Below are 20,392 nucleotides of genomic sequence, written 5' to 3'. Positions count from 1 at the left end.
CATGAGTCTGCGCAGCGTGACCCTCCTCGGGTCGACCGGATCCATCGGCACCCAGGCGATCGACGTGATCTCCCGCCACCCCGACCGCTTCCGTGTGGACGCGATCTCGGCCGGCGGCGCGAACGCCGAGCTGCTCGCGCACCAGGCTGTCGCGCTCGGCGTGCAGCGCGTGGGTGTGGCGGACCCTGCACGGGCCGTCGAGGTCGAGGCCGCCCTGGCGGCCCGGGCCCCCCGTGCGGGGGCTCGGCCGGTCGAGGTGCTGGTCGGTCCGGACGCCGCGACCGAGCTCGCGGGGGCGGGGTCTGACGTCGTGCTCAACGGCATCACGGGGTCGGTGGGCCTCGGTCCCACGCTCGCCGCGCTCGGCGCGGGCTCGACGCTCGCGCTGGCCAACAAGGAGTCGCTCGTCGTGGGCGGCGTGCTGGTCCAGGACGCGAGGCAGCGTCCGGACCAGATCGTCCCCGTCGACTCGGAGCACTCGGCGATCGCGCAGGCGCTGCGCTCGGGTCGGCGCGAGGAGGTCCGTCGGCTCGTGCTGACGGCGTCGGGCGGGCCGTTCCGCGGCTGGGCGCGGGACGACGTCAAGGCCGTCTCCCCGCAGCAGGCGCTCGCGCACCCGACCTGGGCCATGGGCCCGGTCGTGACGATCAACTCCGCGACGCTCATGAACAAGGGCCTCGAGCTCATCGAGGCGCACCTGCTGTTCGACGTGCCGACCGAGGAGATCGCGGTCGTGGTGCACCCGCAGTCGGTCGTGCACTCGATGGTCGAGTTCGTGGACGGTTCGACGATCGCGCAGGCCTCGCCCCCGGACATGCGGCTGCCCATCGCGCTCGGCCTGAGCTGGCCGGACCGCCTGGGCGAGGTCGCCGCCGGGTGCGACTGGACGGCGGCGACGGCCTGGACGTTCGAGCCGCTCGACGAGGCGCTCTTCCCCGCGGTCGGTCTCGCGCGCGAGGCGGCGTCGGCCTCCGCGACGCACCCTGCGGTGTACAACGCGGCCAACGAGGAGTGCGTCGCGGCGTTCCTGGAGGGCCGCATCGGGTTCCTGGACATCGTCGCGACGGTCGAGCGTGTCCTCGGAGAGCACCGGGGAACCTCGCGGGCGGCGGTCACGTTGGACGACGTGACGGCAGCGGAGACGTGGGCCCGTGCGCGGGCCCACGAGATCCTGGCGCAGCGCTGAGGTGGGCACGCGGCGGGCGCCTCACGGGGCGCGGGCGGTCTCAGGCATCGTCCAGCGATCGGCGGTAGGTTCGCCCCGTCCGGTCCGGGGCGGTCTGCCACGACCCTCCGACCGTCTCGCACCCGTCCTGGAGTCGTCCCGGACCCCACAACCTCCCCGAACGGAGCTCTCATGACCGCGGTGATCGCGATCCTCGTCGTGCTGGTCGGCATCCTGGTGTCGATCGCGCTGCACGAGGTCGGGCACATGGTCCCGGCCAAGAAGTTCGGCGTGCGCGTGAGCCACTACTTCGTGGGGTTCGGCCCCACGCTGTGGTCGCGCACCAAGGGCGAGACCGAGTACGGGGTCAAGGCGATCCCGCTGGGCGGCTACGTGCGGCTCGTGGGGATGTACCCGCCGGCGCCGGCGGGCAAGAAGCAGTCGGACGGGTTCTTCGGGCGCATGGTCCAGGACGCTCGCGAGATGAGTGCCGAGGAGATCCTCCCCGGGCAGGAGCCGCGCGCGTTCTACAACCTCTCGGTGCCCAAGAAGGTCATCGTGATGTTCGGTGGACCGTTCATGAACCTCGTGATCGCGTTCGTGCTCATGACGATCGTGCTGGTGGGCATCGGTCTGCCGCAGGCGACCACGACGGTCGGGCTCGTCCCCCAGTGCGTCACGCCCGCCTCGGCACCGGCCGACTACGAGTGCACGGCCGACGACCCGCGCACCCCGGCGGCCGAGGCAGGCCTGGAGCCCGGCGACACGATCGTCTCGTTCGACGGCGAGCCCGTCACGTCGTGGGACTCGCTCGTCGGCAAGATCACGGGGGCGGCGGGGGAGACCGTGCCCGTCGTGGTCGAGCGCGACGGCGAGCGCACGACGCTCGAGATCACCCCGGCCGAGGTCGAGCGACCGGTCGTGGGCGACGACGGCCAGTACGTGCGCGACGACGCGGGAGAGCTGGTTCTCCGGCCCATGGGGTACGTCGGTGTCGCTCCGACCCAGGAGCGTGTCTCCGAGCCGCTGTCGGCGGTGCCGGAGGCCATCTGGCAGCAGGTGAGCGGCACGGCCGCGATCATCGTCTCGCTGCCCGCGCGGCTCGTCGACATCGGCCAGGCCGCGTTCGGCGACGAGGCGCGCGACCCCAGCTCGCCCGTCGGTCCCGTCGGGGTCACGATCGTGGCGGCCGACCTCCTGGACGCGGGCGAGGGCGACCTCGTGGGGCAGGTCGCGACCATGCTGAGCCTGCTGGCCTCGCTCAACATCGCGCTCTTCGCGTTCAACCTCATCCCGCTGCCGCCGCTCGACGGCGGTCACATCGCGGGTGCGCTGTACGAGGGCGCCAAGCGCCAGGTCGCCAAGGTCCGTGGGCTGCCGCGCCCGGCGCACGCCGACGTGGCACGGCTCGTGCCGCTGGGGCTGGCCATGTGGGTCGTCCTGCTCGGCATGGGGCTGCTGCTGATCTACGCGGACATCGTCAACCCGGTCCGGCTCACCTGACCGGCCGCACGGTGAAGATCTCGCGAAGAGTCGCGTGCGGAGCGGGGCGGGGTGGGCCCGTGGGCGCGGCCCGGGTGCTGGGCGGGGGATACTAGGTCCGTGAGCGTACCCATCAGCCTTGGCATGCCAGCAGCACCCCCGCCGGTCCTCGCGCCGCGCCGCAAGACGCGCAAGATCAAGGTCGGCAAGGTCGACGTCGGCGGCGACGCCCCCGTGAGCGTCCAGTCGATGACCACGACGCCGACGACGGACATCAACGCGACCCTCCAGCAGATCGCCGAGCTGACCGCGTCCGGCTGCGACATCGTGCGTGTCGCGGTGCCCAGCCAGGACGACGCGCTCGCGCTGCCGGCGATCGCGAAGAAGTCCCAGATCCCCGTGATCGCGGACATCCACTTCCAGCCCAAGTACGTGTTCGCGGCGATCGACGCGGGTTGTGCCGCGGTGCGCGTGAACCCGGGCAACATCCGCAAGTTCGACGACCAGGTCAAGGAGATCGCTCGCGCGGCCTCCGACGCGGGCACCTCGATCCGCATCGGCGTCAACGCCGGGTCGCTCGACCCGCGTCTGCTCGCCAAGTACGGCAAGGCCACCCCGGAGGCGCTCGTCGAGTCGGCGGTCTGGGAGGCGTCGCTCTTCGAGGAGCACGGCTTCCACGACTTCAAGATCTCGGTCAAGCACAACGACCCGGTCGTCATGGTGCGGGCCTACGAGCTGCTCTCCGAGCGCGGTGACTGGCCCCTGCACCTCGGTGTGACCGAGGCGGGCCCGGCGTTCCAGGGCACCATCAAGTCGGCCACGGCCTTCGGTGCGCTGCTGAGCAAGGGCATCGGTGACACGATCCGTGTCTCGCTCTCGGCCCCGCCGGTCGAGGAGGTCAAGGTCGGCATCCAGATCCTGCAGTCGCTCAACCTGCGTCCGCGCAAGCTGGAGATCGTCTCGTGCCCGTCGTGCGGTCGCGCCCAGGTGGACGTCTACACGCTCGCCGAGAAGGTCACCGCGGGTCTCGAGGGCATGGAGGTCCCGCTGCGCGTCGCGGTCATGGGCTGCGTCGTGAACGGCCCGGGCGAGGCGCGCGAGGCAGACCTCGGCGTCGCGTCGGGCAACGGCAAGGGCCAGATCTTCGTCAAGGGCGAGGTCGTCAAGACCGTGCCGGAGTCCATGATCGTCGAGACGCTCATCGAGGAAGCGATGCGCATCGCCGAGACCATGACGCCGGAGAACGACGCACAGGCCGGCCCGCCGGTCGTCACCGTCGGCTGAGCCTGCGGCGATGGCGCGCTGGCACCCCCCGGGGCCGTGGTCCCGGCCGGAGGCCGCCCGTGTCCTGACGGACGCGGACGTCCCGGCCGCGCTCGCGGTGTGCGCCCTGGACCCGGTCGGCTCGGTCCTGGCCGCCTCACGGATCGTCGAGGCGACACGACTGTCGCTGAGCGGCGGACAGGTGTGGGGCTTCCCCGCGCAGGGTCCGCTGCTCGCGATCTGCTGGGCAGGGGCGAACCTGGTGCCGGTCGTCCCCCTGGCCGGTGCCGAGCACGCGCAGGCGCTCGACGCGTTCGCGGCCCTGGCGCGCCGGTTCGGTCGCCGGGCGTCGTCGATCGTGGGCGAGCGCGCGGCCGCGCTGGGGCTGTGGGACCGCCTGGCCCAGCACTGGCCCGCAGCCCGCGACGTGCGCGACGACCAGCCCTCGCTGATGATCGACCGTGCGCCCGAGGTCGAGCCGGACCCGATGGTCCGGCGGTCGGTGCCCGCCGAGCTCCCGCTCGTGCTGCCCGCGTGCGTGCGCATGTTCGTCGAGGAGGTCGGGTACTCGCCGGTCGCGGCGGGCGGCAACGCGTACGCCGAGCGCGTGCGCGGGCTCATCACGTCGGGGCGCTCGTTCGTGCGGCTCGCGGGCGGTGTGCCCGCTCCGTCGCTGCCGAACGGGGACAGGGACCCGCTCGCCGCGGTCGCGCTGCCCGAGCGCACCGTGGCCTTCAAGGCCGAGCTCGGTGCGGTCACGTCCGCGGTCGCGCAGGTCCAGGGCGTGTGGGTCGATCCGCAGCTCCGCGGGCGTCGCCTCTCGGAGTCGGGCATGGCCGCCGTCGTGGAGATCACGCGACGCGAGATCGCACCGATCGTCTCGCTCTACGTCAACGCGTACAACGAGCGCGCGCTCGCGACGTACCGCCGAGTGGGGTTCGAGCAGGTCGGGACGTTCGCGACCGTCCTCTTCTGAGGCGGCCGCCGGCCGCCGGCCGCTAGCGCAGGAGCTTGGACATGCGCCGGTCGGCGAGCACCTGCCCGCCGGTCTGGCACGTCGCGCAGTACTGCAGGCTGCGGTCCGCGAACGAGACCTCGCGGACGACGTCCCCGCACACCGGGCACGCCTCGCCCGTGCGCCCGTGGACGCGCATCCCGCGTCGTTTGGCGTCCTTGAGCTCGGCGGCCGGCCGGCCCGACGACGTCGCGACGGCCTCGGAGAGCACGTCGCGGATCGCGGCGTGCAGGTGGGCCACGTCGTCGGCCTCGAGGCTGCGGGTCAGGCGGAACGGGCTCGTCCTGGCGGCGTGCAGGATCTCGTCGGAGTACGCGTTGCCGATCCCGGCGACGAGCCGCTGGTCGCGGAGCAACCCCTTGAGCTGCTGGTTGCGTGCCGCGAGCAGGCGTGAGAGCTCGGCGATCGTGAAGTCGGGACCGAGGGGCTCGACGCCCAGGGTCGCGATCGCGGGGACCTCGGCGGGATCGCGGACCACGTGGACCGCGAGCCGCTTGCGCGTGCCCGCCTCGGTCAGGTCGAACCCCGAGCCGTCGTCGAACCGGATCCGCAGCGCGAGGACCGCCCGCACGCCGCCCCTGCTCGAGGTGGGGCGCACCGGCGTGGTCGGCGCGTCCTCCGACCAGCGCAACCAGCCCGCCCGGGCGAGGTGGAAGACCAGGTGGAGCTCGTCGTCGGGCACTGCGCCGCCGGTCCCCGCCGGACCCGCGCCACCGGCCGCGTCGACGGCCTTGGCCCCGCCCGAGCTCGTGGCTCCAGCGGCTCCGGTGCCTGCCTCGGGACGCACCGCCAGGTCGAGCCACTTGCCGTGCCGCGACGCACCCGTGACTGTTCCGCCCACCAGGGCCGACAGGGGAGGGGAGAACGTCTTGAGGGCCACGATCGAGGCGAGGTCGGCCGCGACGACGACGTGACCGGTCGCGCGCTCGTCGAGGAACCGGACGAGCGCCTCGACCTCGGGCAGCTCGGGCACGCTTCCATGGTGCCCGCTCCCGCGCGGACGCGCACCGCCGACGGGTCACGGACGGCTGACCGCCTCGCGGACCGACCGGGAACGGCCTCGGAGTCTCTGCGGGGTGCTGCGTCGCGCGACGGTAGGATCGGGCCCATGTCTTCAGCCTCCAGCCGGGTGGTCGGTCCCCCCGTCAAGCCCCTCAAGATGACCTCCCTGTTCCTGCGGACGCTGCGCGAGGACCCGGTCGACGCCGAGGTCGCGAGCCACAAGCTCCTCGTGCGCGCCGGCTACATCCGTCGTGCCGCCCCCGGCATCTACACCTGGCTCCCGCTGGGCCTGCGCGTGCTCGCCAAGGTCGAGGCGATCGTCCGCGAGGAGATGGAGGACGCGGGCGGCCAGGAGGTCCACTTCCCGGCGCTGCTGCCGCGCGAGCCCTACGAGGCCACGGGCCGGTGGGACGAGTACGGCGCGAACCTGTTCCGTCTCACGGACCGCAAGGACGGCGACTACCTGCTCGCCCCCACGCACGAGGAGATGTTCACGCTCCTCGTCAAGGACATGTACTCGTCCTACAAGGAGCTGCCGCTCACGCTGTTCCAGATCCAGACGAAGTACCGCGACGAGGCGCGTCCGCGCGCGGGCCTCATCCGTGGCCGCGAGTTCATCATGAAGGACGCGTACTCGTTCGACGTGACCGAGGAGGGGCTCGAGGCCTCGTACCAGAACCAGCGCGCCGCCTACCAGCGGATCTTCACGCGCCTGGGTCTCGAGTACGTGATCGTGGCCGCGACGTCCGGGGCCATGGGCGGCTCGCGCAGCGAGGAGTTCCTCAACCCGACCGCGATCGGTGAGGACACGTTCGTCCGCTCGCCCGGCGGCTACGCGGCCAACGTCGAGGCCGTCGTCACGCCCGTGCCCGAGGCCCTGCCCTACGACGACGCGCCCGCGGCGCACGTCGAGGACACCCCCGACACCCCGACGATCGACTCGCTCGTCGCGCTCGCCAACGCGCGCTTCCCGCGCCCCGACCGCGAGTGGACCGCGGCCGACACGCTCAAGAACGTCGTGCTCGCGCTCACGCACCCCGACGGCCGCCGCGAGGTGCTCGTCGTGGGCCTGCCCGGCGACCGCGAGGTGGACCTCAAGCGCCTCGAGGCGTCGGTCGAGCCCGCCGAGGTCGAGCCCGCGGGCGAGGCCGACTTCGCCGCGCACCCCGAGCTCGTCAAGGGCTACATCGGCCCCGAGGTGCTCGGCCCGCAGGGCCCCCAGGTGACCGTGCCGGCCGAGGGCAAGACCCCCGCGTCGTCGCACTCGGCCGTGCGCTACCTCCTGGACCCGCGCGTCGTCGAGGGCACCCGCTGGATCACGGGCGCGAACCAGCACGGCAGGCACGTGTTCGACCTGGTCGCCGGTCGCGACTTCACGGCCGACGGCACGATCGAGGCCGCCGAGGTCCGTGCGGGCGACCTCGCGCCCGACGGCTCGGGTCCGCTCGAGCTCGCGCGCGGCATCGAGATCGGCCACATCTTCGCGCTGGGACGCAAGTACGCGCAGGCACTGGGCCTGACGGTCCTCGACGAGAACGGCAAGCAGGTCGTCGTGACCATGGGCTCGTACGGGATCGGCGTGACGCGCGCGCTCGCCGCCCTGGCCGAGGCCAACCACGACGAGGCCGGCCTCGCCTGGCCCGCGCACGTGGCCCCCATGCACGTCCAGGTGGTCGCCACGGGCAAGGACCAGGCGGTCTTCGAGGCCGCCGCGTCGCTCACGGCCGAGCTCTCGGCGCGCGGCGTCGAGGTCCTGTACGACGACCGGCCCAAGGTCTCGCCCGGCGTGAAGTTCAAGGACGCCGAGCTCCTGGGCGCCCCGCTCGTCGTGGTCGTGGGCCGCGGGCTCGCGGACGGCGTCGTCGAGGTGCGCCCGCGCCAGGGCGGCGAGCCCGTGCAGGTGCCGGTCGCAGGCGTCGCCGACCTCGTGACCGAGAAGGTCGCCGAGCTGCTGGCCTGATCTCTCCCCGGCCGCCCCGGCGGCAGGGGCCGACGACGGACGGGCCGGGTCCGGGAGCGATGCTCCTGGACCCGGCCCGTCCGCCGTCGTGGAGGAGCGTCCTCAGCCGGCCGCCGGGGGAGTGGTCGACTGCTCGGGCAGACCCGGGAACGCTGCGAGGGGAGCACCCCACGCGACGGCCGCGAGGCTCGCCTCGGTCGACAGGTCGGCGAGCGGCAGGCGGGTCCCCGTGCCGGCCTCGGCCGTGAGCGCGGCGTACGACTCAGCGAGCGAGGACTCGAGCTGGACGGCGAGCTCCGCCGTCGGGACGTCGGCCGGGACCGAGTAGGCGACCCGGCGCGGGTCCTGCGCCCCTCCCGCGGTGCCCGCCGCCTGGGCCCAGGCCTCTGCCCGGGCGCGGTGCAGCACCGCGCGGTCGAGGGCTGCGGCGCGCACGTCGCCGTCCGCGAGGGCCGCGCGGACCTCGAACGCGTACCCCGCGGCGTCCTCGGCCTCGATGATGGTCGACAGGTCCGTCGCGGTCAGCCCCGACGGCGTGGTCTCGGGCACGAGGAGACCGGTCGGGAGCGCGAGGGACTCGGGCAGGGGGGTGCCCGTCGAGGCCCCGAGCTGACGCGCAGAGGCGTCCTGCGAGGACACGATCGACGTCAGCAGCCGGGCGAACGGGCCGTCGTCGGTCTGGTCGATCCCCTCGCGCATGCTCGCGCTCGAGGCGGCCAGCGCGTCGAGGACCTCGGCGGGCGTCGCGGTCGTGGTGGTCGTCGGCTGGTCGGTCGCGCCGGACGTGGGCTCGTCGGTGTCGCCGTCGGGCTCGGGGAGGCCCGAGTCGTAGACGCCGCCGAGCTGCATCACGTGGAGGTCGGCGAAGGTGCCCGTCTCGGCGAGCGACGCGAGCGAGGTCGCGTCCAGGCCCGACGACGTCGCGCCCGCCGCGACGGCGAGCTCGCCCACGAGCAGCGCGCCGTCGACCGCGTCGCGCCGCAGCGTCTCCTGGGCGTCGGGCACAGGCTCGGTCGGGGGCGGGGTCTCCAGGCGCAGCCCGCAGCCGGCCACGGTGAGCAGCGTGAGCGACGTGACGATCGACACCACCGCGCGACCGGCCGGACGACGCCACCGAGCCCGGACCCGTGAATATCCGGGCGAAGCGGACGGCGGGGCGTCGCCCGAGGGGCTCGACGGGTGGAGGCGCGGAGTCGGTTCGGCAGTCATCGAGGGTGATGATGTCACGTTCCTGGCGGGTGAGTCGTTAGGCTGATCCCGTACAACAGCACACCGGTCGATTCCTTCAGCCCGGTGGGCTCTGGAAGCCGACGGGAGACCGAGACATGAACAAGGCGAAGCAGGCCGGTGCGGACAGGGTCCGTCAGGTCGTGGAACCTGCGGTGCAGGCAGCGGGCCTGTACCTGGAGGACGTGACCGTCTCCCTGGCAGGCAGCCGCTCGGTCGTCCGCATCACGGTGGACCTGCCCGAGGACGCGGTGGGCAACCTGGACCTCGACGCCGTCGCAGAGGTCTCGCGCGAGATCAACAACGCGCTCGACGCCTCCGACGCGTTCCCCGGTGCGTACACGCTCGAGATCTCGACGCCCGGCACCTCGCGCCCCCTGACCGAGCTGCGCCACTTCAAGCGCGCCCGCGGCCGCATCGTCAGGCTCACGCTCACGGACGGCGCAAGCGTCGAAGGGCGCCTGCGCGAGGTCGAGGACGGCCGCCTGCTGCTCACCGGGGCTCCCGTGGACTCGGTGGCGCTCGACGACGTGACGCGCGGCGCCATCCAGGTCGAGCTCAAGCGTGCGCTCGAGGCAGACCTCGGCCCGGAGATGGCTGTTGACGAGAACCCCGGGGCGATCGCCCCGAACGACGAGGAGGTCTGATCGATGGACATCGACATGAGCGCGCTGCGCCTGCTGGAGCGCGAGAAGGACATCAGCCTCGACATCCTGGTGGCAGCGATCGAGCAGGCGCTGCTCTCCGCCTACCACCGGACCCCTGACGCGCACGCCCGCGCGCGGGTCGAGCTCGAGCGCCGTACCGGCCACGTGACGGTCTGGGCGCGCGAGGAGATCCCGGCCGAGGAGGACGCCGACGACGTCGCCGACGAGGTGGACGAGGACGGCGAGCCCGTCCGGCGCTACCGGGCGCCCGTGCTGGGTCCCGAGTTCGACGACACGCCCAAGGACTTCGGACGCATCGCGACCGCGACGGCACGCCAGGTCATCGTGCAGCGGCTGCGGGACGCCGAGGATGACCAGATCCTCGGCAACTTCCGCGGCAAGGAGGGTGAGGTCCTCGCGGGCATCATCCAGCAGGCCAACGACCCGCGCATGGTCCTCGTGGACGTGGGCGGCACCGAGGCGGTCCTCCCGCCGCACGAGCAGGTCCCGACCGAGGACTACGTCCACGGCGAGCGGCTGCGCGCGTACGTCCTGGACGTCGCACGCGGCATGAAGGGCCCGCAGATCACGCTGAGCCGCACGCACCCGAACCTCGTCCGCAAGCTCTTCGAGCTCGAGGTCCCCGAGGTCGCCGACGGCTCGGTCGAGATCATGGCGATCGCCCGCGAGGCCGGTCACCGCTCCAAGGTCGCGGTCCGTTCGCGCGTCGCGGGCCTCAACGCCAAGGGCGCCTGCATCGGCCCCATGGGTGGGCGCGTGCGCGCGGTCATGGCCGAGCTGCACGGCGAGAAGATCGACATCGTCGACTTCAGCGACGACCCGGCGGAGTTCGTGGCGAGCGCGCTGTCGCCGGCCCGTGTGACGTCTGTCACCGTGGTCGACGCCGAGGCTCGCGCCGCACGCGTGGTCGTCCCCGACTTCCAGCTGTCCCTCGCGATCGGCAAGGAAGGGCAGAATGCCCGGCTTGCCGCGAAGCTCACGGGGTGGCGCATCGACATCCGCTCGGACGAGGGCGCGCACCCCGGTGCGGGCGACGACCGGGCCCGTGGAGGCCTCGACGAGGTCGACGGACCGGGCTCCGGCGACGGAAACGGGTAACACTCGGTGAGCGGGCGCGCTAGACTGTCCCTGACTGGGCCACGGGTCCGGAATCCGTCGCACGACCCTTCAGGCGCTCACGCGCCCGTTCGGACGTGCGTCGGCTGCCGGGAGCGTGACCTACGGTCTGTTCTTCTCCGCCTCGTGGTGGACCAGCCTGACACTCCAGAGCCTCGGCTCGTCGTCGATGTCGGCAGGTCGCTCCCGGGGCGCGGCGCCTGGCTCCACGATGCTCGGCGTTGCCTCGAGCTGGCCGAGCGTCGACGAGCCTTTCCCCGGGCGCTGCGTCTCGCAGGACCCGTGGACCTCGCCGGAGCTCACGCCCATCTCGACAGGGAAGACTGACCCGTCGTCAGTCATCGCCAGTCATCGTCAAGTCGGCGGTCCCGGCCGGCGGCGCACCAGCGCCGCCCGAGCCGAGCCGCGCCAGTACCGCACGAACACCGCACGAATCGTCGACAAGGAAGCGGGTTAGAAGCCGATGGGCACCCGATGAGTACCCAGCGATGAGCACCCAGTACTAAAGACGGTCCTCCCTGTTTCGGGTGGGCCGAGACAGGAGAGTTGTGGCAAAGGTCCGCGTCTACGAGCTCGCAAAGGAGCTCGGGGTGGAGAGCAAGACCATCATGACCAAGCTGACGGAACTCGGTGAGTTCGTCCGCTCGGCATCCTCGACCATCGAACCGCCGGTCGTCCGCAAGCTGCGCGACACCTTCCCGGCCGGTGGCACGGAGAGCGCAAGCGCTCCCGCCAAGCCCGCCGCCGCGAAGCCCGCGCCGGCACGTCCGGCCGCGCCCAAGCCCGTGCCGGCCGCCGAGGCTGCGCCTGCAGCACCGGCTCCCGCTGCCCCTGCGCCGGCACCCGCCGCGCCCAAGGCACCGGCACCCCAGAAGGAAGCAGCGAGCCCCGCGTTCGTCGAGCCCACGCCCGCAGCCCCCGCTGCGGCCAAGCCCGCCGCCACGCCGGCTCCCGCTGCCGAGCGCAAGCCGTCGGCTTCGCCCAAGCCGGCAGGTGGCGGCAACGCCCCCGCGCCCGGCCCGCGTCCCGCAGCAGCCCGCCCCGGCGGAACCGGTGGGGGCGGCCGTCCCGGCTCCCCGCGTCCCGGCAACAACCCGTTCGCCTCGAGCCAGGGCATGCCGCGCGCCGGCTCCCCGCGCCCGGGCAACAACCCGTTCGCCTCGAGCCAGGGCATGCCTCGTCCGGGTGCACGCCCCGAGCGCGCCGCCGACCCGGCAGCGAACGCCAACCCCGCAGCAGCAGGCAGCGCCGAGCGCACCGGCGGACCCCGTCCCGGTGGTCCCCGTCCTGCACCGCGTCCGGGTGGTCCCCGTCCCAACCCGGGCATGATGCCCGGTCGTACCTCGATCGGTCGCCCCGGTGACCGTCCCGCTCCCGGCGGTCGTCCGGGTGGCGGCGCCGGCGGTGCCGGTGGCGGTCGTGGCGGCTTCGCCGGTCGTCCCGGTGGCGCAGGCGGAGGCCCCGGCGGCGCTCCTGGTGGTGGCGGCGGTTTCGCCGGTCGCCCCGGTGGCGGTGGCCGCGGTGGCGCAGGTCGTGGCAGCACCCAGGGTGCTTTCGGTCGTGCAGGAGGGCGCCCCGTCCGTGGGCGCAAGTCGAAGCGGGCGAAGCGCCAGGAGTTCGAGCAGATGCAGGCCCCCTCGCTGGGTGGCGTGCAGGTTCCCCGTGGGAACGGCTCGACCGTCGTGCGCCTGCGTCACGGTTCCTCGCTCAACGACTTCGCGGACAAGATCGACGCGAACCCCGCGAGCCTCGTGACGGTGCTCTTCCACCTCGGTGAGATGGCGACCGCCACGCAGTCCCTCGACGAGGACACGTTCGGCTCGCTCGCCGCGGAGCTCGGGTACGTCATCGAGATGGTCTCCGCGGAGGAGGAGGACCGCGAGCTCCTCGGTGCCTTCGACATCGACCTGGACGCCGAGCTCGAGGGCGAGGGCGACGACGAGCTCCAGGCCCGTCCGCCCGTCGTCACGGTCATGGGTCACGTCGACCACGGTAAGACCCGACTGCTCGACGCGATCCGCCAGACCGACGTCATCTCCGGCGAGGCCGGCGGCATCACGCAGCACATCGGTGCCTACCAGGTCCGTCACGAGCACGAGGGCGTCGACCGTCCCATCACGTTCATCGACACCCCGGGTCACGAGGCGTTCACCGCCATGCGTGCTCGTGGTGCCCAGGTGACCGACATCGCGATCCTCGTGGTCGCAGCCGACGACGGCGTCATGCCGCAGACGGTCGAGGCGCTCAACCACGCGCAGTCGGCCGGCGTGCCGATCGTCGTCGCGGTCAACAAGGTGGACAAGGAGGGGGCCAACCCCGCCAAGATCCGCCAGCAGCTCACCGAGTACAACCTGGTGGCCGAGGAGTACGGCGGCGACACCATGTTCGTCGACGTGTCCGCCAAGCAGAACCAGGGCATCGACGCGCTCCTCGAGGCCGTCCTCCTCACGGCGGACGCCTCGCTGGACCTGCGCGCCAACCCGGACAAGGACGCACGAGGCGTCGCCATCGAGGCGAACCTCGACAAGGGCCGCGGCGCCGTCGCGACCGTCCTTGTCCAGTCCGGCACGCTCCACGTCGGGGACGCGATCGTCGCGGGCACCGCTCACGGACGCGTCCGTGCGATGTTCGACGAGCACGGCAACAACGTCACCGAGGCAGGCCCCGCCCGCCCCGTGATGGTGCTCGGGCTCGCGTCCGTGCCCAGCGCCGGTGACACGTTCCTCGTGGCTCCGGACGAGCGCACGGCCCGTCAGATCGCCGAGAAGCGCGAGGCAGCCGAGCGCGCAGCCCTCCTGGCCAAGCGCCGCAAGCGCGTCAGCCTCGAGGACTTCGCCCAGGCGCTCGAGCAGGGCAAGGTCGAGACCCTCAACCTGGTCCTCAAGGGCGACGTCTCCGGTGCCGTCGAGGCACTCGAGGACGCGCTGCTGCAGATCAACGTCGGCGACGAGGTCCAGCTGCGGATCATCCACCGCGGCGTCGGTGCGATCACCCAGAACGACGTCAACCTGGCGACCGTGGACAACGCGATCATCATCGGGTTCAACGTCAAGTACGGCGAGCGTGTCGAGGCACTGGCCGAGCGCGAGGGCGTCGACGTCCGCTTCTACTCGATCATCTACCAGGCGATCGACGACGTCGAGGCTGCACTCAAGGGCATGCTCAAGCCCGAGTACGAAGAGGTGCAGCTCGGCACCGCCGAGATCCGCGAGGTCTTCCGTTCCTCCAAGTTCGGGAACATCGCCGGTTCGATCGTCCGCTCGGGCGAGATCCGACGCAACACCAAGGCACGCGTCCTGCGTGGGGGAGCCGTCATCGGCGACAACCTCACGGTCGAGTCGCTCAAGCGGTTCAAGGACGACGCCACCGAGGTCCGCGAGGGCTTCGAGTGTGGTATCGGTCTCGGTTCGTTCAACGACCTGCAGGTCGGCGACACGATCGCGACGTTCGAGATGCGGGAGAAGCCGCGTAGCTGACGTACCTCTCCGCTGACGCCTACCCGTGAGGTGTGGCGGGTCTACCGCGGGCCTGGCGGCCCGTGCCAGACCCACCACGACCCGCCACACCTCACGGTCCGGCGTCGGCGGAGCTGTTCGTTCAGGACGTGGCCCGAAGGGCCCACCAGGAGCTGACTTCCTGTGGGGCCCTCTGATGAAAGGACTGAACCATGGTCGACAAGCCCAGGGCTCGCAAGCTCGCTGACCGGATCAAGGTCATCGTGGCGCAGATGCTCGACACCCGGATCAAGGACCCGCGTCTCGGGTTCGTGACCATCACCGACGTGCGTGTGACCGGTGACCTGCAGAACGCCTCGGTGTTCTACACGGTCTACGGCAACGACGAGGAGCGGGCAGGGACCGCCGCGGCGCTCGAGAGCGCCAAGGGGATCATCCGCTCCGAGGTCGGCAAGCAGACGGGGATCCGGCTCACGCCCTCCCTGGAGTTCCACCTCGACTCCGTGCCGGACACCGCCGCGCACCTCGACGTCGCCCTCCACGAGGCTGCACGTCGCGATGCCGAGCTGGCCGCGCTGCGCGAGAAGGCCACGTACGCCGGCGACGCCGACCCGTACAAGAAGCCTGCCGCTGATGACGAGGTCGAGGCCGGCGGGTCTGCGGACTCCGACGAGGTCGCGCCCGCCTGACGGCGCGCCCATGTACCCCACCGAGCCATCGGGCGGGTGCGACAGCACGAGCACACGGAACGGCCGGTCCCTGCTGGGGCCGGCCGTTCCGCTGTCCTGGGCCACCTGCCGCGCACCCCACCGGACCCGTCCCGGCGGGGTGCGCTACGCCGTCGGGCGGGCGGAGCGACGCGGCAGGAACGTCGCGGCGACCGCCCCCACCCCCACGCTCGCGGCGCCAACCCACAGCGCGGCCGGCAGGCCTTCCGTGAAGAGCTCCGGTGTCAGCGCTCCGCCCGCGGCCTGGAAGACCGCGACGAGGACCGCGACCCCCAGCGCCACCCCGACCTCCCGGAGCGTGGAGTTGGTCGAGCTCGCGGTCGCGTTGTCGGACTCGTCCATGTCGACCAGGACGGCCGTCGCGCTCGGCGCGAACGTCAGTCCCATGCCGATCCCCGCGAGCACGAAGGCCGGGACGAGCTGCGCGTACGTCGCGCCGGACGAGACGACCGCGAGCCAGGCGAGCGCGAGCGTCTGGAGGGTCAACCCGGTCACGAGGAGCGTCCGGATGCCGAGGCGCGGCGCGAGCATGCCGGCGACGGGTGCGACGAGCATGGGGGCCGCGGTCCACGGGAGCGTGCGGACCCCTGCCTCGAGCGGTGAGAGGCCCTCGGCGATCTGGAAGTACTGGATCAGCAGGAACACGGCGCCGAACATGCCGAGCGAGAACGCGAAGCCGGACACGTTCGCGATGGCGAAGCTGCGCGAGCGGAACAGGCGCATCGGGACGAGGGGCGAGCCGCCCCGGCGGGCGAGGTGCTGCTCCCACGCGACGAACGCCACGAGCAGCAGGATCGACCCGGCGAGCAGCGAGAGGACGACCGCGGACGTCCACCCGTCCTCGTTGCCGCGGACGATGCCCCAGACGCCCGCGAAGACCCCGGTCCCGGCGAGCGCGAGGCCCACGAGGTCGATCGGCCCGCGGCGGCCGAACGACTCGCGCAGCACGACGAGCACGAGCGGGACGGCGACGAGCGCGACGGGCACGTTGATCCAGAAGATCGCCTCCCAGCTCATGCCCTCGACGACCGCGCCGCCGACGAGCGGCCCGAGCGCGACGCCGAGACCCGAGACGCCGCCCCAGATCCCGATCGCGAGCGCGCGGCGGGCACGGGGGACGGCGTCGGCGATGAGCGCGAGGGACAGCGGCATGATCGCGGCAGCGCCCGCACCCTGCACGGCGCGGGCCGCGATGAGCGCGGACGGGGTATCGGCGAGCGCGCACGCGACCGACGCGAGCGTGAAGACGGCGATCCCGACGACGAACACCCGGCGGCGTCCGAACCGGTCGCCGAGCGAGGCCGCCACGAGCATGAGGGTCGCGAACGCGAGCGTGTAGGCGTTGACGAACCACTGGAGCTGCTCGACGCTCGGCCGCAGCGCCTGGGAGATCACGGGCAGGGCGCCGGTGACCACGAGGTTGTCGAGCGTGGCCATGAACATGGGCAGCGAGGCTGCGACCAGGACCAGCGCGAGAGGCCGACGGCGGCGCGCGCCCGGGGAGCGTGCGTCGTCGATCGCGGTGGTGAGGCCCGCGGGGAGGGGCGCGTCGCTGACGAGGGTGGGCGGGCGGTCGGGGACGGCGGTCGTGGACATGAGGACTCCTAAAAGAGGTAAGCATCGGATGATTACTAGGATTACGACGCTAGTAATCAACTGATAACCTTGTCAACATGGAGAGCGCACCGAGTTCCGCACGGGCCCAGGTCGCCGAGCCCGAGCCGTCGGCGCGGCGCATGTCGCGCGACGAGCGACGCGAGCAGATGATCGACGCCGCGACCGCGGTCTTCGCCGCCGGGGGCTACGCCGGCACCAGCGTGGACCAGGTCGCCCGGGCCGCGGGCGTGTCCCAGCCCTACGTCGTGCGGATGTTCGGCACCAAGCACGAGCTGTTCGCCGAGGTCTTCGACCGGATCGGCCGCCGCATCGTGGCCGCGTTCTCCGCGGTGCCCGCCGGGCCCGCAGCGGGCGACGAGCTCGCCGCGACCTACGTCCGGCTGCTCGCGGACCGCAACCTCCTGCTCGTCATGATGCACGGCTTTCTCGCGGGGGCAGACCCAGACTTCGGGGCCAGGTCGCGCGAGTTCTTCGTCGAGGTCTTCGAGGTCTACGTCGACCGCACGGGAGGCACGCTCGACCAGGCGCGGGACTTCCTCGCCCAGGGCATGCTGCTCAACACGCTGCTCGCGATCGGCGCCCCCGAGCACTTCGGCACGGACCCGCGCCTGGGCGAGCTCGTGCGGTGCGCGTTCGGCGACGCGCTGCCCGCGGTCGACCCGGCCGCCCAGCGGGCCGGGGAGCAGGGGCCTGACGAGCCCGGCCCCGTCGAGCCCCGCCCCGCCTCCGGGCGCTGAGCCCCCCGCCTCCACACCCTCCCGTACCCGAGCACCGAGGACCCCTCCCGATGACGCACGACCCGAAGCCGGTGCGCGAGCGCCGACCCACCGCCCCCGACGGCCTCGTGATCGTCGACAAGCCCCAGGGGCTCACGAGCCACGACGTGGTGGCCCGCCTGCGCCGTCTCGCGGGGACCCGCAAGGTGGGGCACGCGGGCACGCTCGACCCCATGGCCACGGGGGTCCTGGTCCTGGGGATCGGGCGCGCGACCAAGCTGCTGACGTACGTCGTGGGCGCGGACAAGGAGTACACCGCGACCATCCGCCTGGGCGCGGCGACGACGACCGACGACGCCGAGGGCGAGGTCACCTCGCGCGCTGACGCCTCGGCCGTGACGCGCGAGGCGATCGACGCGGGAGTCGCGCTCCTGTCCGGTCCCATCGAGCAGGTGCCGAGCTCGGTGTCCGCGATCAAGGTCGACGGTCAGCGCGCGTACGCGCTCGTGCGCTCGGGCGAGCAGGTCGAGCTCAAGGCACGCCCCGTGACGATCTCGCGCTTCGACGTCCACGAGGTCCGGCCGGTCGCGGCCGCGGAGCCGGGCGACCTTCCCGCGCTCGACGTGGACGTCACGGTCGTGTGCTCGTCGGGAACGTACATCCGTGCCCTCGCCCGCGACCTGGGCGCGGACCTGGGCGTCGGGGGTCACCTCACGGCCCTGCGCCGCACGCGCGTGGGCGGCTACGCGATCGACGGCGCCTCGACGCTCTCCGAGCTCGAGGCGCAGGTCGAGCGCGACGGCGTGCTCGTGACGCTCCCGCTCGCGGACGCCGCTCGCGCCACGTTCCCGGTGCGCGACCTGACGCCCGAGGAGCGCGACGCGCTGTCCTACGGCAAGTGGGTCGACCCGTCGCCCCAGGACACCACGACGGCCGCGATCGGCGACGACGGGTCGCTCGTCGCGCTGCTCGAGAACGTGGTGCGCGAGGGCAAGCACAAGGCCAAGCCCGTGATCGTGTTCGCCCCGGCGTGAGCCCGGGCAGGTCCGAGGGGTGACCGTCCACCGTTTCGATGGGGAACACCCGGGCGAGACGTGGCAATCTTGACCAGGCGCGCCGTGGGTGCGCGCCGTCGTCGGGCCTCCTGAGCGAGCCCGCCTCACACACATCTCGAGGAGTACGCGTGCACCTGTGGACGGACCTGGACCAGGTTCCGCCGGGATTCGGACCGTCGGTCGTGACGATCGGCAACTTCGACGGCGTCCACCGCGGCCATGCCGAGGTGCTCGGCCGCATCGTGTCCCTCGCCCGGGAGTCGGGCTCCCAGGCCGTGGCCGTGACGTTCCACCCGCACCCCGCGACGGTCCACCGGCCCGAGCAGGCGCCCGAGCTCCTGACCGGGATCGCCGACCGCATGGAGCTCCTCGAGGCCACGGGCCTCGACGCCGTGCTGCTGGTCGAGTACACGCTCGACTTCGCACGCCAGAGCCCTGAGGAGTTCGTGCGGACCTACCTGGTCGACGGGCTGGGGGCGCGGACGGTCGTCGTGGGTCACGACGTGCGGTTCGGGCGCGACAACGCGGGCAACCTCGCGACCATGATCGAGCTCGGCCGGACGCACGGCTTCGAGGTCCGGGCGATCGACGACGTCGGGACCGTCGGGGGCGACGCCGGGCGTGCCACCGCCTCCGACGACGCCGCCTCGACGGGCGGGGGCGCGGTGCCCAGCGGGCGCTGGTCCTCGACCGAGATCCGCGGCCTGCTCACGGACGGCAAGGTCCGCGAGGCCGCAGCGCTGCTCGGGCGTCACCACCGCCTGCGCGGCGTGGTGATCCACGGCGACGCGCGCGGGCGCGAGCTCGGGTTCCCCACGGCCAACCTCGGTGCGATCAGCGGCATGGTCCCGGCCGACGGCGTGTACGCGGGCTGGCTGCGTCGTCCCCAGCTGCTCGCGGCGGACCCGGGGAACTGCGACGGCGTGCTGCCTGCGGCCATCTCGATCGGGACCAACCCCACGTTCGACGGCGTCGAGCGCCGCGTCGAGGCCTACGTCCTGGACCGCACCGACCTCGACCTGTACGACGAGGAGGTCGTCCTGGAGTTCGTCGAGCACCTGCGCCCCACGTTGCGCTTCGACGGGATCGACGCGCTCGTGAGGACCATGCACGACGACGTCGCGCGAGCCCGCGTGATCCTCGCCTCGGGCGCGGGGACGCCTGCGGGTACGTCCGTTGGGCCCAGCAGGCCCGAAGCGTCCGCGACCGGGTCGGGGGAGTAGCCGTGTCGGTCAACAAGCAACCCGTGCTCGAGACCCGGGCCCTGCGCGTCGGTTACACCGAGGCGCCCGTGTGCGCGCCCGTCGACCTGGCCGTCCGGCCGGGCGAGCTGTGGGCGATCATCGGGCCCAACGGCAGCGGCAAGTCGACGCTCTTGCGTGCGCTCCTGGGGGTGCTCGCACCCCTGTCCGGCAAGGTGCTGGCGTTCGGGCGGGACGTCGACGAGCGCGAGCGCGACTTCCGCGCCAAGGTCGTCGGGATCCTCGACGACGACGCCTACTTCCCGGGGCTCACGGCGCGCGAGCACCTGGTGCTGACCGCGCGCGGTCACGGCGTGGCGGGTGCGGGGGAGGTCGTGGACCAGCTCCTCGACCGGTTCGGCCTCGCGGCGCAGTCCGGGGCCATGCCGACCGAGCTCTCCTCGGGTCAGCGGCGGCGCCTCCTGCTCGCGGCCGGGTTCGCCCGGCCCCGCGAGGTCCTCGTGCTCGACGAGCCCGAGCAGCGGCTCGACCCGGGCATGCGCGCCGACCTGGCCCGGATCCTGGTCGAGGAGGCCGGGCGCGGGGCCGCCGTCGTGTTCGCGACGCACGACCCCGAGCTGGTCGAACGGACCGGTGCGCGCGGACTCCTGGTCGGCGACGACGAGTGCCTGCGCCTGGGGCACCAGGCCGCGCTCGACGCGCTCGCCCGGGTCCGTTGAGG

At 72.8% G+C, this 20,392-nt stretch carries 17 protein-coding genes; 14 read left to right on the top strand and 3 right to left on the bottom strand.

The features are described 5' to 3' along the window. Nucleotide 1 precedes the first annotated feature (1 nt). The 4 genes from dxr (at nt 2) to ASE15_RS05660 (ending at nt 4,886) form a co-directional block, all read left to right on the top strand. Nucleotides 2-1,186 carry a 1-deoxy-D-xylulose-5-phosphate reductoisomerase gene (dxr, locus tag ASE15_RS05675; RefSeq protein WP_056648694.1) on the top strand — a complete coding sequence of 395 codons (1,185 nt, stop codon included), beginning with the start codon at nt 2-4 and terminating at the stop codon, nt 1,184-1,186. A 171-nt stretch (nt 1,187-1,357) separates the two neighbouring features. Next, the gene (locus tag ASE15_RS05670) at nt 1,358-2,668 is read left to right on the top strand and encodes an RIP metalloprotease (RefSeq protein ID WP_056762084.1); all 1,311 of its coding nucleotides are present in this window, start codon (nt 1,358-1,360) and stop codon (nt 2,666-2,668) included. A gap of 123 nt (nt 2,669-2,791) precedes the next feature. After that, nucleotides 2,792-3,931, top strand: coding sequence for a flavodoxin-dependent (E)-4-hydroxy-3-methylbut-2-enyl-diphosphate synthase (gene ispG, locus ASE15_RS05665; protein ID WP_191805698.1), 1,140 nt, complete (start codon nt 2,792-2,794; stop codon nt 3,929-3,931). Between the two features lie 10 nt (nt 3,932-3,941). Then, a complete protein-coding gene (locus ASE15_RS05660) occupies nt 3,942-4,886 on the top strand; it encodes a DUF4081 domain-containing GNAT family N-acetyltransferase (protein WP_056648702.1) in 945 nt (314 codons plus the stop codon). Between the two features lie 22 nt (nt 4,887-4,908). Here the strand turns inward: ASE15_RS05660 and ASE15_RS05655 are convergent, their stop codons facing one another. Next, nucleotides 4,909-5,898, bottom strand: a complete 990-nt coding sequence (locus ASE15_RS05655; RefSeq protein ID WP_056762081.1) for an Fpg/Nei family DNA glycosylase — start codon at nt 5,896-5,898, stop codon at nt 4,909-4,911. 135 nt (nt 5,899-6,033) lie between these two features. On the opposite strand from ASE15_RS05655, the gene ASE15_RS05650 reads away from it, so the two are divergent. Further along, nucleotides 6,034-7,887 carry a proline--tRNA ligase gene (locus ASE15_RS05650; protein WP_056762632.1) on the top strand — a complete coding sequence of 618 codons (1,854 nt, stop codon included), beginning with the start codon at nt 6,034-6,036 and terminating at the stop codon, nt 7,885-7,887. A 102-nt stretch (nt 7,888-7,989) separates the two neighbouring features. Here the strand turns inward: ASE15_RS05650 and ASE15_RS05645 are convergent, their stop codons facing one another. Then, complete coding sequence (locus ASE15_RS05645; RefSeq protein WP_082618234.1) at nt 7,990-9,096, bottom strand: DUF4439 domain-containing protein; 1,107 nt, start codon at nt 9,094-9,096, stop codon at nt 7,990-7,992. A gap of 116 nt (nt 9,097-9,212) precedes the next feature. On the opposite strand from ASE15_RS05645, the gene rimP reads away from it, so the two are divergent. From rimP to rbfA, 5 genes are all read left to right on the top strand, one after another. Then, complete coding sequence (rimP, locus tag ASE15_RS05640; RefSeq protein WP_056648707.1) at nt 9,213-9,761, top strand: ribosome maturation factor RimP; 549 nt, start codon at nt 9,213-9,215, stop codon at nt 9,759-9,761. 3 nt (nt 9,762-9,764) lie between these two features. Continuing rightward, complete coding sequence (gene nusA, locus ASE15_RS05635) at nt 9,765-10,880, top strand: transcription termination factor NusA (RefSeq protein ID WP_056762077.1); 1,116 nt, start codon at nt 9,765-9,767, stop codon at nt 10,878-10,880. 6 nt (nt 10,881-10,886) lie between these two features. Then, entirely contained in the window at nt 10,887-11,225 is a 339-nt protein-coding gene (locus ASE15_RS20270; protein WP_082608710.1) for a YlxR family protein, read from the top strand. A gap of 221 nt (nt 11,226-11,446) precedes the next feature. Further along, nucleotides 11,447-14,374: a translation initiation factor IF-2 gene (gene infB, locus ASE15_RS05625; protein WP_056762075.1), complete on the top strand. Its 2,928-nt coding sequence runs from the start codon at nt 11,447-11,449 to the stop codon at nt 14,372-14,374. A gap of 191 nt (nt 14,375-14,565) precedes the next feature. Further along, the gene (rbfA, locus tag ASE15_RS05620) at nt 14,566-15,042 is read left to right on the top strand and encodes a 30S ribosome-binding factor RbfA (RefSeq protein WP_056762073.1); all 477 of its coding nucleotides are present in this window, start codon (nt 14,566-14,568) and stop codon (nt 15,040-15,042) included. A 144-nt stretch (nt 15,043-15,186) separates the two neighbouring features. Here rbfA and ASE15_RS05615 read toward each other — a convergent pair whose 3' ends face one another. Continuing rightward, the gene (locus ASE15_RS05615; RefSeq protein WP_082608711.1) at nt 15,187-16,677 is read right to left on the bottom strand and encodes an MFS transporter; all 1,491 of its coding nucleotides are present in this window, start codon (nt 16,675-16,677) and stop codon (nt 15,187-15,189) included. Between the two features lie 77 nt (nt 16,678-16,754). On the opposite strand from ASE15_RS05615, the gene ASE15_RS05610 reads away from it, so the two are divergent. From ASE15_RS05610 to ASE15_RS05595, 4 genes are all read left to right on the top strand, one after another. Then, complete coding sequence (locus tag ASE15_RS05610) at nt 16,755-17,435, top strand: TetR/AcrR family transcriptional regulator (protein ID WP_200955923.1); 681 nt, start codon at nt 16,755-16,757, stop codon at nt 17,433-17,435. A gap of 50 nt (nt 17,436-17,485) precedes the next feature. After that, a complete protein-coding gene (gene truB, locus ASE15_RS05605) occupies nt 17,486-18,448 on the top strand; it encodes a tRNA pseudouridine(55) synthase TruB (protein WP_056762071.1) in 963 nt (320 codons plus the stop codon). Between the two features lie 149 nt (nt 18,449-18,597). After that, the gene (locus tag ASE15_RS05600; RefSeq protein ID WP_056762069.1) at nt 18,598-19,692 is read left to right on the top strand and encodes a bifunctional riboflavin kinase/FAD synthetase; all 1,095 of its coding nucleotides are present in this window, start codon (nt 18,598-18,600) and stop codon (nt 19,690-19,692) included. A gap of 2 nt (nt 19,693-19,694) precedes the next feature. Continuing rightward, nucleotides 19,695-20,390: an ABC transporter ATP-binding protein gene (locus tag ASE15_RS05595; RefSeq protein WP_056648721.1), complete on the top strand. Its 696-nt coding sequence runs from the start codon at nt 19,695-19,697 to the stop codon at nt 20,388-20,390. Nucleotides 20,391-20,392: the final 2 nt, after the last annotated feature.

The sequence above is a fragment of the Oerskovia sp. Root22 genome (assembly GCF_001429135.1).
Taxonomy (GTDB): domain Bacteria; phylum Actinomycetota; class Actinomycetes; order Actinomycetales; family Cellulomonadaceae; genus Oerskovia; species Oerskovia enterophila.
Note: the sequence above shows the minus strand (reverse complement) of the source record. Positions and strands in the feature narration are given on the sequence as shown.